At 70.9% G+C, this 17,285-nt stretch carries 13 protein-coding genes, 1 tRNA gene and 2 pseudogenes; 4 read left to right on the top strand and 12 right to left on the bottom strand.

From position 1 onward, the window contains the following. Nucleotides 1–15: 15 nt before the first annotated feature. From SL103_RS34755 to SL103_RS34770, 4 genes are all read right to left on the bottom strand, one after another. The gene (locus tag SL103_RS34755) at nucleotides 16–2,316 is read right to left on the bottom strand and encodes an ArnT family glycosyltransferase (protein ID WP_069573007.1); all 2,301 of its coding nucleotides are present in this window, start codon (nucleotides 2,314–2,316) and stop codon (nucleotides 16–18) included. After that, on the bottom strand, nucleotides 2,313–3,836 hold the full coding sequence (locus SL103_RS34760) for a glycosyltransferase (RefSeq protein ID WP_123060255.1): 1,524 nt from the start codon (nucleotides 3,834–3,836) through the stop codon (nucleotides 2,313–2,315). Before SL103_RS34760 ends, SL103_RS34755 begins: the two co-directional genes overlap by 4 nt. A 218-nt stretch (nucleotides 3,837–4,054) precedes the next feature. Continuing rightward, nucleotides 4,055–5,581: a sensor histidine kinase gene (locus tag SL103_RS34765; protein ID WP_069573009.1), complete on the bottom strand. Its 1,527-nt coding sequence runs from the start codon at nucleotides 5,579–5,581 to the stop codon at nucleotides 4,055–4,057. 6 nt (nucleotides 5,582–5,587) lie between these two features. Beyond that, entirely contained in the window at nucleotides 5,588–6,382 is a 795-nt protein-coding gene (locus tag SL103_RS34770) for a response regulator transcription factor (RefSeq protein WP_432215381.1), read from the bottom strand. A gap of 319 nt (nucleotides 6,383–6,701) precedes the next feature. On the opposite strand from SL103_RS34770, the gene SL103_RS34775 reads away from it, so the two are divergent. Further along, the gene (locus SL103_RS34775; RefSeq protein ID WP_069573011.1) at nucleotides 6,702–7,244 is read left to right on the top strand and encodes an NADPH-dependent FMN reductase; all 543 of its coding nucleotides are present in this window, start codon (nucleotides 6,702–6,704) and stop codon (nucleotides 7,242–7,244) included. A gap of 36 nt (nucleotides 7,245–7,280) precedes the next feature. Here SL103_RS34775 and SL103_RS34780 read toward each other — a convergent pair whose 3' ends face one another. From SL103_RS34780 to SL103_RS34795, 4 genes and pseudogenes are all read right to left on the bottom strand, one after another. Next, nucleotides 7,281–8,156, bottom strand: a complete 876-nt coding sequence (locus SL103_RS34780) for an amidohydrolase family protein (protein WP_069573013.1) — start codon at nucleotides 8,154–8,156, stop codon at nucleotides 7,281–7,283. Between the two features lie 182 nt (nucleotides 8,157–8,338). Then, nucleotides 8,339–9,172, bottom strand: coding sequence for a DUF2797 domain-containing protein (locus tag SL103_RS34785; RefSeq protein WP_069573015.1), 834 nt, complete (start codon nucleotides 9,170–9,172; stop codon nucleotides 8,339–8,341). 301 nt (nucleotides 9,173–9,473) lie between these two features. Continuing rightward, a pseudogene (locus tag SL103_RS34790) lies at nucleotides 9,474–9,902 on the bottom strand (phosphotransferase); the annotation flags it as partial. 170 nt (nucleotides 9,903–10,072) lie between these two features. Then, the gene (locus tag SL103_RS34795) at nucleotides 10,073–11,128 is read right to left on the bottom strand and encodes a GlxA family transcriptional regulator (RefSeq protein ID WP_244304114.1); all 1,056 of its coding nucleotides are present in this window, start codon (nucleotides 11,126–11,128) and stop codon (nucleotides 10,073–10,075) included. Nucleotides 11,129–11,199: 71 nt separating this feature from the next. Between SL103_RS34795 and SL103_RS34800 the strand changes: the two genes are divergently transcribed. Then, complete coding sequence (locus SL103_RS34800; protein WP_069573019.1) at nucleotides 11,200–11,991, top strand: NAD(P)H-dependent oxidoreductase; 792 nt, start codon at nucleotides 11,200–11,202, stop codon at nucleotides 11,989–11,991. Nucleotides 11,992–12,082: 91 nt separating this feature from the next. Here SL103_RS34800 and SL103_RS34805 read toward each other — a convergent pair. The 4 genes from SL103_RS34805 to SL103_RS34820 form a co-directional block, all read right to left on the bottom strand. Beyond that, nucleotides 12,083–12,156, bottom strand: a tRNA-Met gene (locus SL103_RS34805). A 38-nt stretch (nucleotides 12,157–12,194) separates the two neighbouring features. Then, on the bottom strand, nucleotides 12,195–12,617 hold the full coding sequence (locus SL103_RS34810) for a DUF4186 domain-containing protein (RefSeq protein ID WP_069573021.1): 423 nt from the start codon (nucleotides 12,615–12,617) through the stop codon (nucleotides 12,195–12,197). Between the two features lie 186 nt (nucleotides 12,618–12,803). Further along, on the bottom strand, nucleotides 12,804–13,091 hold the full coding sequence (locus SL103_RS34815; protein ID WP_069573023.1) for a hypothetical protein: 288 nt from the start codon (nucleotides 13,089–13,091) through the stop codon (nucleotides 12,804–12,806). A 375-nt stretch (nucleotides 13,092–13,466) separates the two neighbouring features. Next, nucleotides 13,467–14,123 (bottom strand): 2'-5' RNA ligase family protein, encoded by a 657-nt coding sequence (locus tag SL103_RS34820; RefSeq protein ID WP_347877886.1) that lies wholly within the window; start codon nucleotides 14,121–14,123, stop codon nucleotides 13,467–13,469. A gap of 1,275 nt (nucleotides 14,124–15,398) precedes the next feature. On the opposite strand from SL103_RS34820, the pseudogene SL103_RS36705 reads away from it, so the two are divergent. Next, a pseudogene (locus tag SL103_RS36705) lies at nucleotides 15,399–16,217 on the top strand (IS5 family transposase). Nucleotides 16,218–16,355: 138 nt separating this feature from the next. After that, on the top strand, nucleotides 16,356–17,261 hold the full coding sequence (locus SL103_RS38200) for a hypothetical protein (RefSeq protein WP_164492943.1): 906 nt from the start codon (nucleotides 16,356–16,358) through the stop codon (nucleotides 17,259–17,261). Nucleotides 17,262–17,285 lie beyond the last annotated feature (24 nt).

Below are 17,285 nucleotides of genomic sequence, written 5' to 3' on the forward strand. Positions count from 1 at the left end.
GGGCCTGCGGGCCGGTCAGCCCTTGCGTGCCGTCAGGTCGTAGAAGGTGGCGCTGCCGACGGTGACCTTCGTGAAGTTCTTCTCCACCCAGGAGGTGATCTTCGACGAGCCGCCGTTGCCGCCACCGGGGCCGCCACGGCCGCCGAAGCCACCGAAGCCACCCGCCCGGGCGGTGCGTTCCTTGCCACCGACGCCGTCCCTGCCGCCGGCGATGAAGTAGTGGATCCTGCCGTCCGCGACGTACTTCTTGAACTGGGCGAGGGTCGGTGACGGGTCGCTTCCGTTGAAGCCGCCGATCGACATCACCGGCTTCTGGGTGGCGAGTTGGTAACTCGCCGCGTTCTGGGAACCGATGGCCGCCGCGGCCCAGGTGTAGTCCGCCGCGTCCTTCTCCACCAGCGCCTCGGCCTCGGCGCTCACCTTGCTGCCGTTGAGCAGGCCGCCCATGCCGCCCATCCGGCCGGCGCGCTTGCCGAAGGCGCCACCGCCCGGGCCGCCGGGGAACGCGGGCAGACCGGCCTGGCCGCCCTTGCCCTGCGGCCGACCCTGTTGGGAGCCCCGGCCGCCGCCGGGTGCGCCGGGGAAGGCGCCGGCCGCCGTACCGCCGTTGGTGTGGCCGCGCCACCTCCCCGGCATCCGCCCGCCGGGGAAGCGCCCGCCACCGGGGCCGCCCATGCCGCCCTGGACGGCGGGACCGGCCGTGATGATCGAACCGCCCTTGGGCGTGTTCACCGTGTCGAGTGCGTACGCGACCGGTCCGGCCAGCGACGACGCCAGCCCGACGCCGGCCGCGAGCACGGCGAGCCGGCGGCCGGCCACGCGGGACCGGGCGGGCTGCTGCGCCGCGGTCGGCGCTCCGTCCTGCGCCGGGGCCGGTACCTGCTCCCGTGCCGGCTCTCCCGTCCACAGCGACAGCAGCAGACCCAGCGCCGCCGGCAGACCGAGCGCCAGTACCGTCCAGCGCAGCCACGGCAGCCACTCCGGCGACCGGTTCAGCAGGACGTACGACCAGGCGGCGGTCACCGCGACCGTCACGGCCAGCACGCTCGCCCCCAGCCGGCCGGCCCGCCGCCACATCAGCGTCGCACCCATCCCGACCAGCGCCGCGATGTACGGGGCCAGGGCGATGTTGTAGTACTGGTGGAAGATCCCGGACATGAAGCTGAACGTCGTGAAGGTCATCAGCAGCGCGCCGCCCCAGACCAGGAACTCGGCCCGCTGAGCGGCCTGTTCGGCGGCGACCGCACGGCGCGCCCGCCACAGCACGACGACCGCCACGACCAGCAGGATCAGCGCGGCCGGCAGCAGCCAGGAGATCTGCCCGCCCATGTCGGACGAGAACAGCCGGGTGAGGCCGGTCTCCCCCCAGCCGCCACCGCCCCGCCGGCCCCCGCCGCCGACGCTGCCGGTCTCGTTGCCGTTGATCCGGCCCAGGCCGTTGTAGCCGAAGGTCAGCTCCAGGAAGCTGTTGTGCTGCGAACCGCCGATGTACGGGCGCGAGGACGCCGGCCACAGTTCGACGATCGCCACCCACCAGCCGCCGGACACCACCATCGCCAGCCCGGCGAGCAGCAACTGGCCGAACCGCTTGCGCAGCGCGACCGGCGCACAGCACGCGTAGACGACCGCGAGCGCCGGCAGGATCAGCCACGCCTGCAGCGTCTTGGTGAGGAACCCGAGCCCGAAGCAGACCCCGGCCAGCAACAGCCACTTCGTACAGCCGTCCGCCAGCGCGCGCAGCACGGCGGCGACGGCGCAGACCATCAGGAGGCACAGCAGCGCGTCGGGGTTGTTGAACCGGAACATCAGGGCCGCGACCGGCGTCACCGCCAGCGCGCCGCCCGCGAGCAGCCCGGCGCCCGCGCCGAACCTGCGCCGCACGGCCGCGTACAGCACGCCGACCGTCGCGACGCCCATCAGCGCCTCGGGCACCAGGATCGCCCACGAGCTGAGCCCGAAGAGCCGCACCGACAGGGCCATCGGCCACAGCGCGGCCGGCGGCTTGTCAACGGTGATGGAGTTCGCCGCGTCGGAGGAGCCGAAGAAGAACGCCTTCCAGCTCTCGCTGCCGGCTTGTACGGCGGCCGAGTAGAACTGGTTGGCGTACCCGGACGCGGACAGGCTCCAGAGGTAGAGCACGGCCGTGACCAGCAGCAACCCCAGCAGGGCGGGGCGCGCCCAGCGCGGGTCGGCCGGGCGCGGGTCGGGCCGGCGGGACGGCGGGGCGGCTGCCTGCGGTACGGGCCCCGCGGCGGCAACCGACGCCGGTGCTCCCCCCTGCGAAGTGGAGGGCGTATCGGTCGGTGGCGGGTTCATCGATCACTCCTGGAGAAGGTGGGCGAGCCGGGTGCGGGGGTGGCGGGCATCCCGGACGCGGGGGTCGGGGGCGTGCCGGGGACGTCGGACGGGAGGGCTGCGGCGGCGGTCGCGCCGGGTGCGCCCGGGGTGCCGGGGGTGCCGGGGATGCCGGGGGTGCCGGGCGTGCCGAGTGAGCCCGGGGTGTCGGGTGAGCCGGGGGTGCCGGGGATGCCGGGGATGCCGGGGGTGCCGGGCGTGCCGAGTGAGCCCGGGGTGTCGGCCGGCGCCGCTGCGTCGTCGGGGAACACCCAGGCGCGGAAGAGCAGGAACCGCAGGACGGTCGCCGCGAGGTTGGCGGCGACCAGCACGGCGAGTTCGGTGCCGTGCGACGGGTCGCCGCTGGCGGCGTTGAGCGCGGCGAGCGAGCCGCTGGTCAACACCAGACCGATGGCGAAGACCACCAGCCCCTGCGCCTGATGGCGGACCGCGCGGTCGCGACCCCGCACCCCGAAGGTCAGCCGCCGGTTGGCGGCAGTGTTGCCGAGTGCGGACAGCAACAGCGCCGCAGCATTGGCCAGTTGGGAGCCCACGCCGAGCCGGAAGAGGGAGTACAGGCCGAGGTAGAGCAGGGTGCTGAGCGCCCCGACGACACAGAAGCCCACCAGTTGGCGGGCCAGTCCGCCCGGCACCCCGGACAACTCACGGTCGCGCGGATCGTCCCCGAACGGCCGGGCCAGCCGGTCCAGCGGCAGCGCCCCGGTCGCCAGCGCCCGCCCCACCCGCCACACGCCCTTGAGGTCGTCGGTGGCCGTCCGCACGAGGTGCACGGTGCTGCGGGGGTCGTCGACCCAGTCCACCGGCACCTCGTGGATCCGCAGCCCGGCCCGCTCGGCGAGCACCAGCAGCTCGGTGTCGAAGAACCAGCCGGTGTCCTCCACCATCGGCAGCAGCCGCTCGGCGACATCCCCCCGTATGGCCTTGAAACCGCACTGCGCATCGGTGAAGCGGGCGGCGAGCGAACCGCGCAGGATCAGGTTGTACGTGCGCGAGATGAACTCCCGCTTCGGGCCGCGGACCACCCGCGCGCTGCGGCTGAGCCGGGAGCCGATCGCCAGGTCCGAGTGCCCGGAGATCAGCGGCGCGACCAGCGGCAGGAGCGCGTTGAGGTCGGTGGACAGATCGACGTCCATATAGGCCAGCACCGGCGCCTCGGACAGCGACCACACCGTCCGCAGCGCCCGCCCCCGCCCCTTCTCCTCCAGCCGTACGGCCGTGACCTCGTCGATCGCGTCGTCGAGCCGGGCGGCGACCTCCGGCGTACGGTCCGTGCTCGCGTTGTCGGCGATGGTGATCCGGAACCCGTAGGGGAAGGTCCGGGCCAGGTGCTCGTGCAGGCGCCGGACGCACGGTTCGAGGTCGGTCTCCTCGTTGTGGACGGGGATGACCACATCGAGAACCGTGGCGATCTGACCGAGACGCAGATGCTCGCGTGGCGGTAGAGAGCCCAGTGGCGTGCGGGGCGGCTGTGTCGTCGTCATACCGTCGACCCTCGCCAACCGCGCTGTCACGACCGTGTGGTGAACCTGTGGCGCGGCTGTGAGTCCGCGAGATTCCACGGGGTCACGGGGTCACGGGGTCACAGGGTCACAGGGTCACGGGGTCACGATCACGGGCGTCCGCGGGGGCTTCCGGGAAGTGCGCGGGAGTCCGCGGGGGCGTCCCGGCAGCGTGCGGGAGTCCGCGGGCGCCTTCATGCTCAGGAGGGGGCAAGCGCCGCTCTCACCGGTCCGGCCGTCGGGAGCGTCACCGTGAAGACCGTCCGGCCCGGCACGCTGGCGACGCCGACGGTACCGCCGTGCGCGGCCACCACCGCCTGCACGATCGCCAGCCCGAGCCCCGTGCTTCCGGCGGCGCGGGACCGCGACGCGTCACCGCGCGCGAAGCGCTCGAAGACATGCGGCAGCAGGTCGGCCGGAATACCGGGCCCGTCATCCTGCACCTCCAACTGGACGACGCCTGGGCCGTGGTGCCCACCGCTGCCCGTGGCGCGCAGCCGCGCGGTGACCGTCGTCCCCTCGGGCGTGTGCGTACGGGCGTTGGCCAGCAGGTTCACCAGAATCTGGTGCAGCCGCCCGCTGTCCCCGTGCACCGGCGCCGGATCGTCCGGCAGCTCCAGCCGCCACCGGTGACCGGGCCCGGCCACCCGCGCATCGCTCACCGCGTCCACCACCAACGGCGCGAGATCAGTGCTCTCGTACGAGAGCGGGCGTCCGGCGTCCAACCGGGCGAGCAGCAGCAGATCCTCCACCAGCCCCGTCATCCGCTCCGCCTCCGACTCGATCCGCCCCAGCGCATGGCGGGTCTCCGGCCCCGGCTGCTCCCGTCCGCGCCGGGTCAGCTCGGCATACCCCCGGATCGAGGCAAGCGGCGTACGCAACTCATGGCTGGCGTCGGCGACGAACCGCCGCACCCGCATCTCGCTCTCCTGACGGGCCGAGAGCGCCGAACCGACGTGTCCGAGCATCCGGTTCAGCGCCGCGCCGACCTGCCCTACCTCGGTCCGCGCATCCGCCTCGGCCGCGGGCACCCGTACGTGCAGCGCCACCTCGCCCTGGTGCAGCGGCAGTTCGGACACCCGGGTAGCGGTGGCCGCGACCCGGCGCAGCGGCCGCAGCGCGATCCCCACCATGGTGGAACCGGCGATGCCGGCCGCGAGCAGCCCGGCGACGGTCAGGCATGCCTCGATGACCACCAACCTGCCGACCGTGCCCTCGACCCCGCCGAGCGGCAGACCGATCACCAGCGCACCGTTCGTGGCGGACCTCACCCGGTAGTCGCCGAGTCCGGGCAGCTCGGTGGTGTGCGGCGCACCGTCACGCGGAACGGCGTCCAGGGCCGCGGCCTGCCCGACGGTCAGTGCCGCCAGCCGCTCGCTGGGCAGCCGCCTCGTCGCGTTGCTCAGCTTCGCCCCGACGTCGATCGTGCCGTCCGGTCCGACCCGCGCGCCCACGGTGCCCAGCGGCTGGCCGCCCATCGCCACGAAGTCGAGCGTCGTCCCGCCCCGCATCGGATCGTGCGGACGCGGCGCCTGCGCCCGCCTCACCGAGTCCTTCAGCTCGCCGTCCAACTGCCCCTGCAGATAGGAGTGCAGCGCGATGGTCGTCACCGCCCCGATGACGGCCCCGACCACGGCGATCAGCCCGACGGCCGACACCACCAGACGCGTCCGCAGCGTCCACCGCCGACGCGGCGCCGGGGCCTCCGGGAGGTACTTCCCCTGCACCGCCCGCTACCCGCCCGGCTTGATCAGATAGCCCGCGCCCCGACGGGTGTGGATCATCGGCGTCCGGCCGGCGTCGATCTTCCGCCGCAGATACGAGATGTACAGCTCCACGACATTGGCCTGCCCGCCGAAGTCATAGCTCCAGACCCGGTCGAGGATCTGCGTCTTGCTCAGCACCCGCCGCGGGTTGCGCATCAGATAGCGCAGCAACTCGAACTCGGTGGCCGTCAGATGGATCTCCTGACCGTCCCGCCACACCTCGTGGCTGTCCTCGTCGAGCACCAGATCGCCCACCGTCAGCCGCGATGCGCTGCGCGCTGCGGCCGCCCCGGCCCGCCGCAGCAGCCCCCGCAGCCGCGCCACCACCTCTTCCAGGCTGAACGGCTTGGTGACGTAGTCGTCGCCGCCGGCCGTCAGCCCGGCGATCCGGTCCTCGACCGCGTCCTTCGCGGTCAGGAACAGCACCGGCACGTCCGGCAGATCGCTCCGCAGCCGCGCGAGCACCGTCAGCCCGTCCATGTCCGGCAGCATGACGTCCAGCAGCACCGCATCCGGCCGCCAACTCCGGGCACAGCGCAGGGCACCGGCTCCGTCCCCCTCCGCGCGGATGTCCCACCCCTCGTAGCGCAGCGCGAGTGACAACAGATCGGCGAGCGAGGACTCGTCGTCCACGACCAGCACCCTTACGGGACTGCCGTCGGCCCGCAGCAGCTGCGCCGGCTGCTTGCCCGGTGCGCCCCTGGAGGACGAGGCCGGTGCCGGCACGCGAAAGGACGCTGAGGACGACGAAGTCAGGGTCATGGCCGGAGCCTGTCGCTTCCCCGTGAAAGCTCCCTTTCGCCTTTCTGTGAATCTCCTGAGAATTCCCTACGCGGCCCCCCGGCCCCGGCCTCCCCCGCGTCCTCCCCGTCTCCCGCGCGCCCGGGAACCGACCGTCAACTCCCCTTCCCCGCAACACGGTTCGAGCCATGACCGACCTGGGCCGCCCCCCGCGCGGTCCAGGTCGATCACCACTTCCCAAAGCATCGCACCCCCCACTGACAATCACCCTGACCAGCACTTCCACCGCCATCCCGGCCCCACAAGCGACCGCGGACGCCGCTCCCCGTACCGTCACCCCATGAGACTCCTCGCCCTCTCCGGCAGTCTGCGTGCCCGCTCCTCCAACGGGGCGGTACTGCGCTCCGCCCTCGACCTCTGGGACGGACCGGCCACCACCACGGACATCGGCGCGCTCCCGCACTTCAACCCCGACCTCGACGGCGAGGGCGCCACACCGCCCGCCCCCGTAGCCGCCCTGCGCACCGCCGTCGCCGCCGCCGACGCGCTGCTCCTCGTCAGCCCCGAGTACGCGCACGGAGTCCCCGGCGTCCTCAAGAACGCGCTCGACTGGCTGGTCAGCAGCGGCGAATGCGTCCACAAGCCGGTCGCGGTCATCACCGCCTCGCCGTTCCCCACCGGCGGCGACCACGCCAATGCCCAACTCCGGGAAACCCTGCGCATGATGACCGGCGAGGTCGTCGCGGCCGCGTGTCGTGAGCTGCCCGCCATCGGCCCCAAGACCGACGCCGCCACGGAACGCGTGACGGACGAGCCCACCCTCGCCGACCTGGCCACCGCCATGGCTCAGCTGGCCACCGCCGCCGCACCGCGCACCCCCTGAGCCGCACGGCCTCCCGACCCCGCGGGCCCGGCCCTCTCACACCCCGAACAGCCGCGCCGCGTTCCCGTAACAGACCCCCCGCAGCCACCCCTCACCCATCTCCAGCCGGGTCAGCGCCTCCAGCGCATGGGCGTACCCGTAGGGGATGTTGGGGAAGTCGCTGCCGAACAGCACCCGGTCGCCGAGTTCCGCGAGCCGGCCGCGTTCCGCCCGGGGGAACGGCGCGTCCCGTTCGGAGAAGTCCGTGAAGGCCATCGTCGTGTCGAGGTGCACGCCCGGATAGCGCTGCGCGAGGTCGAGGAAGTCGGCGTACTCCGGCATGCCCATGTGCGCGATGATCAGCCGCAGTCGGGGGTGGCGGGCCAGCACCCGGCCGATCGGCTCGGGACCGGTGTGCTTGCCCGGTGCGGGCCCCGAGCCGCAGTGGATGACCACCGGCACGCCCGCCTCCGCGAGGGCGCCCCACACCGCGTCGAGCCGCGCGCCGGCCGGGTCGTACGCCCCCACCTGCACATGTGCCTTGAAGACCCGTGCGCCGTCCTCGATCTCGGCCCGCACATACGCCTCGGCACCGTCCTCGGGGAAGAAGGTCGCGGTCCGCAGGCAGTCCGGCGTACGGGCCGCGAAGTCGGCCGCCCAGCCGTTCAGCCACTGCGCCATCCCCGGCTTGTGGGGATAGACCATCGACGTGAACGCCCGCACGCCGAAGCCGCGCAGCACCCGCAGCCGCTCGTCCTCCTCGAAGCGGTACGCGATCGGCCACGTCCGGCCCACCAGCGGCCCGGCGGAGTCGAAGTACGCCCAGACCTTCGCCAGCACCCGTTCCGGCATGAAATGCGTATGCACATCGATCAGCCCCGGCAGCCCCAACTGCCGCCAGAACGCGCCGACCTGACCGTCACCGTCCGCCACCCCGGGCCCCTCCCGCCGTGTTCCCCGTCGCCCGCACCGTCACGGCGGGGCCGACCGCGCCGCACGGATTCAGGCCCGGCCGACCGTCCCACCGGCACGCCACCCGCCGGCCGTCTACCTGCACACAGCATCCAATCGCCCCGCCAGGCCCCGGACAACCCACGGCCCCGCCGGCACCGCCCTCAGAACAGCCCCTCCTGCGCCCCCTCCTCCGTCCCGTTCCGCTCCGCCGCCCCGTAGGCGCCGGCCCGTACCGGCACCGTCGTCACCCGCCCCCGGGCCGTCCCCAGGACCCACCCCGACAACACCCGCGCATCCATCACGGCCACCACCCCGCCCGCGCCCTCCCCGGCCAACCGCAGATACACATCCGACCCCGCCCCGGCCAGCACCTCCCCCACGATCTCCGCACCCGCCGTCATCCCACCGAGCTCCGCCACCTCGCCCGGAATGCGGTCGAGCCCGAACAGCTCCGTATGGTCCGCGGCGGCGAACTCCGCCGGCTCCAGCGTCTCCGGCCAGCCGGCCAGCCCCGTGGCCGCCGCGTGCAACCGCCGCAGCTCGGCGATCCGTTCCGGCACCGGCGGCAGCGCCCCGCGCGCCGCCCGCTTCGCCTCCTTCGCGAACCGGTCGGGCACCGCCAGCGCACTCCCCAGCAGCGCCTCCGCCCGCCGCGCCGCCATCAGGGGCCCGCGCCCCAGCCACGCATAGGCCACCGCCCCCTGCTCCACCAGGCGCGCCGGCCCCCGCTCGGCGGCCGTGATCCCCACCTTGAGCAGGCCGGGCCCGAAGTACGCGAGATAGACACCGTACGGACGCGGATCGTCCGCCATCGTGTCCGCGGCCACCGAACGCGAACGGTCCAACTGCGCGCAGCGCGCGCACTGGTCCCTGGCACTCGCCCCGTCCAGCTCCGCCGCATACGGGCACACGATCCAGCGGCCAGCCCGCCGCACGCCCAGGCAGCGCCGCTCGCCCTGCGCCGCGAACGCCAGCGCCTTGCCCGCGGGCAGCATGCTGACCCGCTCCTCACCCCGCTCGGCGCAGTACCACCCCAGCCGCTGCCCGAACCGCCCCTTCGCCCCCGCCCCCGTCCCCGCGCCCGTCCCCGACCCGGGCCCCGCCCCGGACCCCGGTCGCGACCCACCACCTGACCAGCGCGGTCCCGTACATCGCCACACATCGCCAGCGTACGACCACCCACTGACAACGCCCCGCCGCCCACCGACACCACTCGAAGTGAGCCCGTCGAGACGAGGACCGGCCCCACGCAGCCTCACCTCCGGGCCTCACCGCCGGGGCCTCACCTCCGGGGCCTCACATCCGGGATCTCAGCACGTCGACCTCACAGTCCGGCGCGAACGGGTCGAAGCCGTGCTCGACCAGCCAGCGAACCACGAGCAGGCTACGCAGCGACCACCACGCGCGGATCACGTCGAGGTCGACGTCGGTGCCGTAGCCGGCGACGACGTCGCCGAGGTGCTCCTCGTGTCCGAGCGTCAAGGTGGCGAGGTCGAACAAGGCGTCACCCTGGCCCGCCTCGGACCAGTCGATGATGCCCGTGATCTCGTCGCCGTCGACGAACACATGAGAGATCTGCAGGTCCCCGTGCGTGAACATCGGAGTCCACGGCCGGAGCGCGGCCTCGGCGACCTGGCGGTTGCGGGTGACCAGGTCGGCGGGCAGGACACCGTTCGTCACGAGCCACGCGCACTCGCCGTCGAGATCCGCCGCCAACGCGTCGAGGCCCCGGCTGCCCCGGCCGGGCTATCCATGCCGACCAGGATCCCGGGCGGCCGTCCACGCCGCCGGGATTATTGCGGGCACGTGCACGGCTGACCGCGTCCCGCTGCCGGCGGCCCCGTACCGGACACCGACCGCCGACCGGGTCAAGGCCACCCCTTCTGCCAGGAGTCCTAGGCCCCCAGCCCCAGCCCCTCCCCCACGGCCCCCCGGAACGTGCTCCGATAGGCCCGCGGCGACACCCCCAGCGCCGACTGCAGATGCTGGCGCAGTGAGGCCGCCGTCCCGAAGCCCGCCTCGGCCGCGATCCGGTCGACCGTCAGGTCCGTCTCCTCCAGCAACTGCCGTGCGTGCTCGATCCGTTGCCGGGTCAGCCACTGCAGCGGCGAGATCCCGACCTCCTCCCGGAACCGCCGGGTGAAGGTCCGTACGCTCATCGACTCCCGCGCCGCCAGCTCCCGCAGCGACAGCGGCCGGTCCAGGTGCTCCAGCGCCCAGGCCCGCGCCGCACCCGTCGACGACACCTGCGGCTCGGCCATCGGCCGCCGTACGTACTGCGCCTGGCCGCCCTCCCGGTGCGGCGGCACGACGGTCCGCCGCGCCACGTCGTTGGCCACCGCGGCCCCGTGATCACACCGCACCATGTGCAGGCACAGGTCGATCCCCGACGCGACCCCGGCCGCCGTCAGCACGTCCCCCTCATCCGTGTAGAGCACGTCCGGGTCCAGCTCGACCCCCGGGAACAGCCGCCGGAAGTCGTCCACCGACCGCCAGTGCGTCGTGGCCCGCCGCCCGTCCAGCAGCCCGGCCGCGGCCAGTACGAACGCCCCGGTGCAGATCGACGCGATCCGCGTCCCCGGCCGGATCCGCCGCAGCGCGTCGGCCATCCCCTCGCTCAGCAGGCCGGCGCACCGCTCCTCCCCCAGGTCGTAGTCGCTGCCGGAGGCCGGTACGACCAGGGTGTCGGCCTCCGCCAGGGCCTCCGGACCGTGCGCCACATTCACCGTGAAGTCGGTGTCCGTACGCACCTCACCGGGCCGCAACGCGCAGGTCACCAGCTCGTACAGCCGCTCCCCGGACGCCGACCGGGCCTCGCCGAAGATCCGGTGCACGATCCCCACCTCGATCGGCAGCATCCCGTCCCGCACCAGCACCGCCACCCGGTGCCGCCGCCCTCCGGGCAGTCCTGCTCCGCCACCCGCGCCACCGATTCCCCGCACACCACCCATGGCCCGATCCTTGCACACTATGGCCATCCAGCCACTCGTTCGGCGTCCACACCCCCGCCGACAGTGGAGTCATGAAGGTCCTCTGGCTGTTCGCCCACCCCGACCAGCGCTCCCTGAGCGGCGCCCTCAAGGACGAGGGTCTGCGCCTCCTGGAAGCCCACGGCCACCAGCACCAGGTCTCCGACCTGTACGCGATGAAGTGGAACCCGGTGGTCGACGCCGCCGACTACGACCACGACCCGGCCGACCGCTTCCTGGTGGGCGCCGCCTCCGAACGTGCCTATACAGGCGGCCACTTGAGCCCCGACATCGAGGCCGAACAGCAGAAGCTCACCTGGGCGGACACCCTTGTCGTGCAGTTCCCCCTCTGGTGGTACGGAATGCCGGCCATCCTCAAGGGCTGGTTCGACCGCGTCTTCATCAAGGGCTTCGCGTTCGGCCTCACCGACCCCGCCAGCGGCCGGCCCCTCCGCTACGGCGACGGCAGGCTCACCGGCAAGCGCGCCCTGGTCATCACCACCGCCGGCGCCCGCGCCGCGACCCTCGGCCCGCGCGGCGTCAACGGCGACCTCAACGATCTCCTCTTCCCCCTCCAGCACGGCACCCTCTGGTACACCGGGATGTCCGTCCTCCCGCCCCTCCTGATCCCCGGCGCGGACCGCACCACGCCCACCGCCTACGCGACCGCCGCCACCCGGCTGCGCGACCGCCTCCTCACCCTCCCCACCACCACGCCGCTCCCCTTCCGCCACCAGAACACCGGCGACTACGACGACGACCTCCTCCTCAGCCCCCACCTCACCGCGGCCCCCACCGGCCCCGCCGCCCACTACACCTCCCCACCACCCCCCACCCACCCCTGACCCGGCACCCCTGACCCCGCCCTCACCGCCACCGCGAGCACAAAAAAGCCGTAGGCCCAGCGGACAAAGTCCACTGGGCCTACGGCGTCAGTAGCGGGGACAGGATTTGAACCTGCGACCTCTGGGTTATGAGCCCAGCGAGCTACCGAGCTGCTCCACCCCGCGTCGGTTCCCCGAACACTACGCGACTCCCGCACCAACACCTAATCGGTTTCCCGCCACCCCCCGGCCGGGCGCCCGCCCCCGCCGCCCGAGGAGCCCCCCAGCTCACGCTCGATCCAGCGACAGATCACGTTCACCACGTAGGCCCGCTCCGCACGGCTCAGCTCCCGCCCCTTGGGAATCCCGTGCCACCGCAGAAGACAGGTACGGCAGCAGGTAGCGGTTGCGTGCTGCGCCACGAACACCGGATGCCCCCGGTACGGCGTCTGCTTACCGTCCTTGTACGGCTCGGCGGGCGCCAGCCGCTTGGCAATGAGGTCGTAGGCATGCCACCGCATCGCGGACGGCCCACCCAGCTCGGCCGTGACCCGCTCACGCCCCCGCAGGTGGAACTTCGCCCGGAACGGATGCCGCGCAATGACATCGAGCCGCTGGTCGAGCCCATCAGGCGTGGCGTCAGACATCACACATTCCAGGCATCAGACATCACACATTCCAAGCGACGACATCCCCCTCCCGATGGTATGACCCCCACTCCGAACGGACGGAAAACCCCCCTGGCCCCCGGTTTCCGCTACGCCGCGCTCGGCACTGCGGCCCGCACGCGCCGCCGATGCGCTGCATCTGACGTTGCTCACCGACCGGTGACGTCAGACGCGTTCCCGCTCCTTCGTCTCCTCCATGGCTGCGGCCCGTGCGCGACGGCGCCCCAGCAAGGCGCATCCCACGGTCACCAGACCGAGGGCGATGACCCTGGCGGCGGAGTAGTAGCCGGACGCCGGCTCCTCCGGGGTGCCGGGCAGCCGGAAGAAGACCCACGCTGCCGCCAGCCCCCCGAAGACGATCAGCGCGACGGCCCCCCACGTCCCGAGGTCCGCCCACCAGGGCCCCGGGACGTCACCCCGCTCGTCGGTCTGCTCAACGTCCTTGTCGGCCACGGTCTTTTCTCCTGGGCGTACGGCAACGGTCGCGCGAAAAGACGCGAGCCCGGCCCAGGAGGTTCACCGGACCACAGGCCCCCCACCGGCTCCGACACCCCGCCGGCCTGCGAAGTCCCCCTCCCCCAACCCCATCGGCTTCGGCCCCGGGGCTCGCTCCCCCCTGATAACCGGGCCGTTGTCAGTGCCACTTGCTAGTTTGGCCGGTGGAGAGAGACCGGTCAGAGAACCTTCGAGGTCCGCGGTCAAGGGGGGTGGGCACAAAGGTCCCCGGGAGCCACCTCGGGACCCTGTTTGGCAGGCCGTGGATCCCCACCCCCCTCATCCTCCTGGAGGGGAAGCCGCAGGGCCCTCCACCGCCCCATCGAGCACCCCCTAGCAAGCCTGCGGTCGGCGGACCTCACCCGTGCCCAGTTCGATCACAATCCGCGGCTGCATGGGCCCGTCGCCGCGTCGGGAGAGCAGGACCACCTCCTCGACCACCGCCGACAGCGCGCCGAGCCGGACAGCACACTCGGCAGCCAGGCGCTTCGGCTCCTGCGTACGGCCGAGGGACAGATGCGGGGTGAAGCGGCCGACGCGCCCGTGGCAGAGCGGGAACCGCAGCAACAGCTCCCGGTGGAGCCGGTCCCACGGCGCCGGGTCCGCCGCAGCCGGATCGAGCCACAACGTCGCGTAATGCCGGTGCCGGAAGTACCGCACCCCGGCCAGGCGCGCCGTGAACGCCGTGCGCTGCGCGGCCCCTGCGGAGAGCAGCGGCACGGCCCGAGCGAACGCCTCCTCCGGCACAAAGCCGAACAGCAGATTCACATGCGGCGGCCACCGCCGTACTTGCGGATCGTGCTCCCAGCGGATGTCCTGAATCACCGGCCAAAGCGTCCGCGGCGGCAGCCATGCCACCGCGGTCCGGGCCGTCGGCGCCACCTCAAGCGCACCCACCGGCTCGGCCCCGCCGAAAACCGGATCTCCGTCCACACGGCCATGGTCCCAAACCGACCCCGGAAACCGCCCAGAGCCACTCCAGGGGCGCACTCCAAGCTGCGGCCTGCCACTCGGCTCCCCGACCGATCGCCCTCACCCACCCCTCCTCAGCAGCCCGCCGCACGAAGTGCGCTCGGCGCCCGGCGAGCTCATGGAGGCGACGGACGGCACCAGCCGCCCCGGTTGCCGTACTTCCCGTGTGCGGCTGACCGCTGGTCTCAGCCCACGTGTGCTGCCGTTGCCGTCAGTGTTGCCGTCACCCACGCGGCAGAGGGGCGGTGGCACGTCACACGTCGCCACTGACGTGGCAACGCCTCCAGCCGCTCCCGGCGGCGAGTGGCTGGAGGGGTTCATCGACGGCGACGCGCCCCTGGAGTGGAGGGAAGAACATCTGCGGCAGATCGCCGAGGGCGGGCCCGGCAGGCCGCGGAAGGCACGGGCCTTACGGTCCGGCCGCACCCCTGTTTGGGGTAGCAGGGCCACCTCGAGGAGCTACTTCGGAGATGCCGATGGGAGAGAACGCCATGATCGGGGTGCTGAACGGAGCTACAGAACTGCCCAGCAGGGGCACCGAGTAAAGAATTAAGCAATATCCGCAGGTCAGATGGCCTCTAATGGATTAGATGGCTCATCGTCCCGGGCCAAAGCAGGTAAAGTTCTAGTTGTTGGGAAGGGGTGGCATGGCATAGTCCCCTTCCCGAGGCACCGCGTGCGGGCCCGGCATCGGGAACGCACAAGAGGCCCGGTCTCCGGCTGCCACCGGAAACACGAGCCTCCTGCAGTTACCGGGCCCGGTCGATCATCAAGCGACCGGGCTCGCTGCGTATGCAGCCTGCCGGCCGGTTTCGACCGCGTCCTCGGGGCGAGCGCCCAGACTCACTGAGCGAACTACCTCGCCAGGGCGATGACCGCCACCAATAAACTCGCCGCCGCCAGGAAGACCTGCCACTTCTCGGGACCGGTCCACTTCCTACCGCGCTTGTCCAGGGGGACGCTCACAGCACCACCTCACCTTCCTCTCCAGCCGGCGCCTGCTTATCAGGCCCCGGATGCCTGTGAACTGGGCGCCTCTGCACCACAGTTCAGTGGAGTTCAGGTGAAGCACTACGAATCCTATCGGAGCCCCAGGGACAAGATGTGACGCCGCCCGTCGGCATGCTCGGGGTACAAGTAATTCGCCCACGCGTTCGACTCCGAATCCAGCGTCAACCCACAAGCTCAGAGGTCTGACGAGACATCATGGCGGCAACCAAGGCGGCGCCTTAGAGCTCCTAACGCAACACTGGTGGCCGTGCCCTCCGGACGTATGCGTCGGTTGTTTGGGGTATGGGCAAGCGGAACTCTCAACCGTGGCTGGCTGATGTCGAGTTGTGGTCGAGAATCGAGCCGTTGCTGCCATCGCCCCCCGATGCTCAGCGGCGGCCGGGGCGGAAGAAGGCACTGGAGGACCGCAAGGTGCTGTGCGGCATCTTGTTCGTCCTCTACACCGGCATCCAGTGAATGGCTGCCCGGTGAGCTCGGGTTCGGCTCGAGGATGACCTGCTGGCGGCGACTGCGGGACTGGAACAACGTCGGAGTGTGGCAGCGGCTGCACCAAGTGCTGCTGGACGAGCTGCGGGCTGCCGATCGTCTGGACCTGTCGCGGGCGGTGATCGACAGCTCCGACATCCGGGCGCTCAAGGGCGGCCCAAAACCGGAGGGAGCCCGGTAGACCGAGGCCGGCCGGGCTCCCAGCACCACGTGATCTGCGACGCCACCGGCATCCCTCTGGCCGTGACGCTGACCGGCGGAAACCGCAACGACGTCACCCAGCTGATGCCGCTGTTGGAAGCGATCCCGTCCATCCGCGGCAAACGTGGCCGACCCCGCAAGCGACCGAAGGAGGTCTACGCCGACCGCGGCTACGACCACGACTGCTACCGCCGCCAGGTCTGGGCAAAGGGCATCAAGCCGGTCATCGCCCGGCGCGGCACCGAACACGGCTCCGGCCTGGGAACCAAGCGTTGGGTCGTGGAACAGACCATCGCTCTGCTGCACTGGTTCGGCCGCCTGCGCATCCGTTGGGAAGCCCGAGACGACATTCACGAGGCGTTCCTCAAACTCGCCTGCTCGCTGATCTGCTGGCGACGCCTGCGACCGTGTTGAGTTAGGAGTTCTAATTCCCAACCTTCCAGGCTTCTTTGAGGCCAGCTAGCTGTGAGCTGCACAAGATGCGCTCAGTCGGCCAAGCCCTCAAACTGAGTATCGGGAGTAGCTCTTCTCAAGGTGACAACAGGTGATGAGATGAGTGAGCAGCCACTTTCACTTGAGCACGTCAGGCATCCGCATGAGGCATCTCGGCGAAAACTGGCGACACTGACCACCGTGGTTGCCTACTTGATAGGTTTGGCCATCTTGATAGGAGCGCCACTCTCCGGGCTCATTCTGATCGTTGTGATAATTTCTATATGGTTTGCAATTACTCTATGGCGAGCTCGCCTACTCGGTGGAGCCGTCAAGGTCACAGAAGAGTCATTTCCGGAGATTAATGCCACCCTCAATACCTTGCGACAGCAACTTGAGTATCGGAAGGGCGTCGATATTTACGTCGCCGATGACGTCGAGGGCAAGGCGCAATTGGTCAGCCTTCTAGGGCATCGCGTGCTCATTATCGACGGAGGGTTCGCGAACGAGCTCAAGGGAGAGGAATATGCGCGTTTGAGATTCATGATGGGCAGCTTTGTCGGCGCACTCAAGGCTCGCCATCTACGATTCACACTGCTCGCCGTCCTACTTGATCAACTGAACAAGTTGAAATTTGCTTCCCCTCTACTAAATCCGTATATTCGCGCCACCATATACACAGGCGACCAGATAGGTTATCTATGTTCTGGTAGCTTGGAATCCTCCTTGGCCGTTCTGACCAGGTACATGGTCGGCAAGGATATGGCCCCTCAAATCTCTGCCTCCGGGATTCTGCAGCAAGCAGTTCTCGTTCAGAATCAGGCCATACCGCGGTACTCTCAATTACTTCAGAGCAGACCGCATCTCGTGAATCGCTACGTTAACGTGATCGCATTTGCTGCGCGCGTTCGCCCGGAGGAGTACAGAACCTTCGAAAGCGGTCTAGATTCAGAACCCCGGCAGATACTTCATACGCTGCTGAGTAGCTCACCCCAAGGAAGAGCAGTGGCGGCATGGCGTACATAGCGTGGCTTCGGAAGTGGACGGACG

Source organism: Streptomyces lydicus, from assembly GCF_001729485.1.
Taxonomy (GTDB): domain Bacteria; phylum Actinomycetota; class Actinomycetes; order Streptomycetales; family Streptomycetaceae; genus Streptomyces; species Streptomyces lydicus_D.

Bases quoted from the DNA above. Each gene is read 5' to 3' on its own strand.
- SL103_RS34755 (WP_069573007.1), bottom strand. From the start codon at position 2,316: ATGAACCCGCCACCGACCGATACGCCCTCCACTTCGCAGGGGGGAGCA.
- SL103_RS34760 (WP_123060255.1), bottom strand. From the start codon at position 3,836: ATGACGACGACACAGCCGCCCCGCACGCCACTGGGCTCTCTACCGCCA.
- SL103_RS34770 (WP_432215381.1), bottom strand. From the start codon at position 6,382: ATGACCCTGACTTCGTCGTCCTCAGCGTCCTTTCGCGTGCCGGCACCG.
- SL103_RS34775 (WP_069573011.1), top strand. From the start codon at position 6,702: ATGAGACTCCTCGCCCTCTCCGGCAGTCTGCGTGCCCGCTCCTCCAAC.
- SL103_RS34785 (WP_069573015.1), bottom strand. From the start codon at position 9,172: ATGCTGCCCGCGGGCAAGGCGCTGGCGTTCGCGGCGCAGGGCGAGCGG.
- SL103_RS34795 (WP_244304114.1), bottom strand. From the start codon at position 11,128: ATGGGTGGTGTGCGGGGAATCGGTGGCGCGGGTGGCGGAGCAGGACTG.
- SL103_RS34800 (WP_069573019.1), top strand. From the start codon at position 11,200: ATGAAGGTCCTCTGGCTGTTCGCCCACCCCGACCAGCGCTCCCTGAGC.
- SL103_RS34810 (WP_069573021.1), bottom strand. From the start codon at position 12,617: ATGTCTGACGCCACGCCTGATGGGCTCGACCAGCGGCTCGATGTCATT.
- SL103_RS38200 (WP_164492943.1), top strand. From the start codon at position 16,356: ATGAGTGAGCAGCCACTTTCACTTGAGCACGTCAGGCATCCGCATGAG.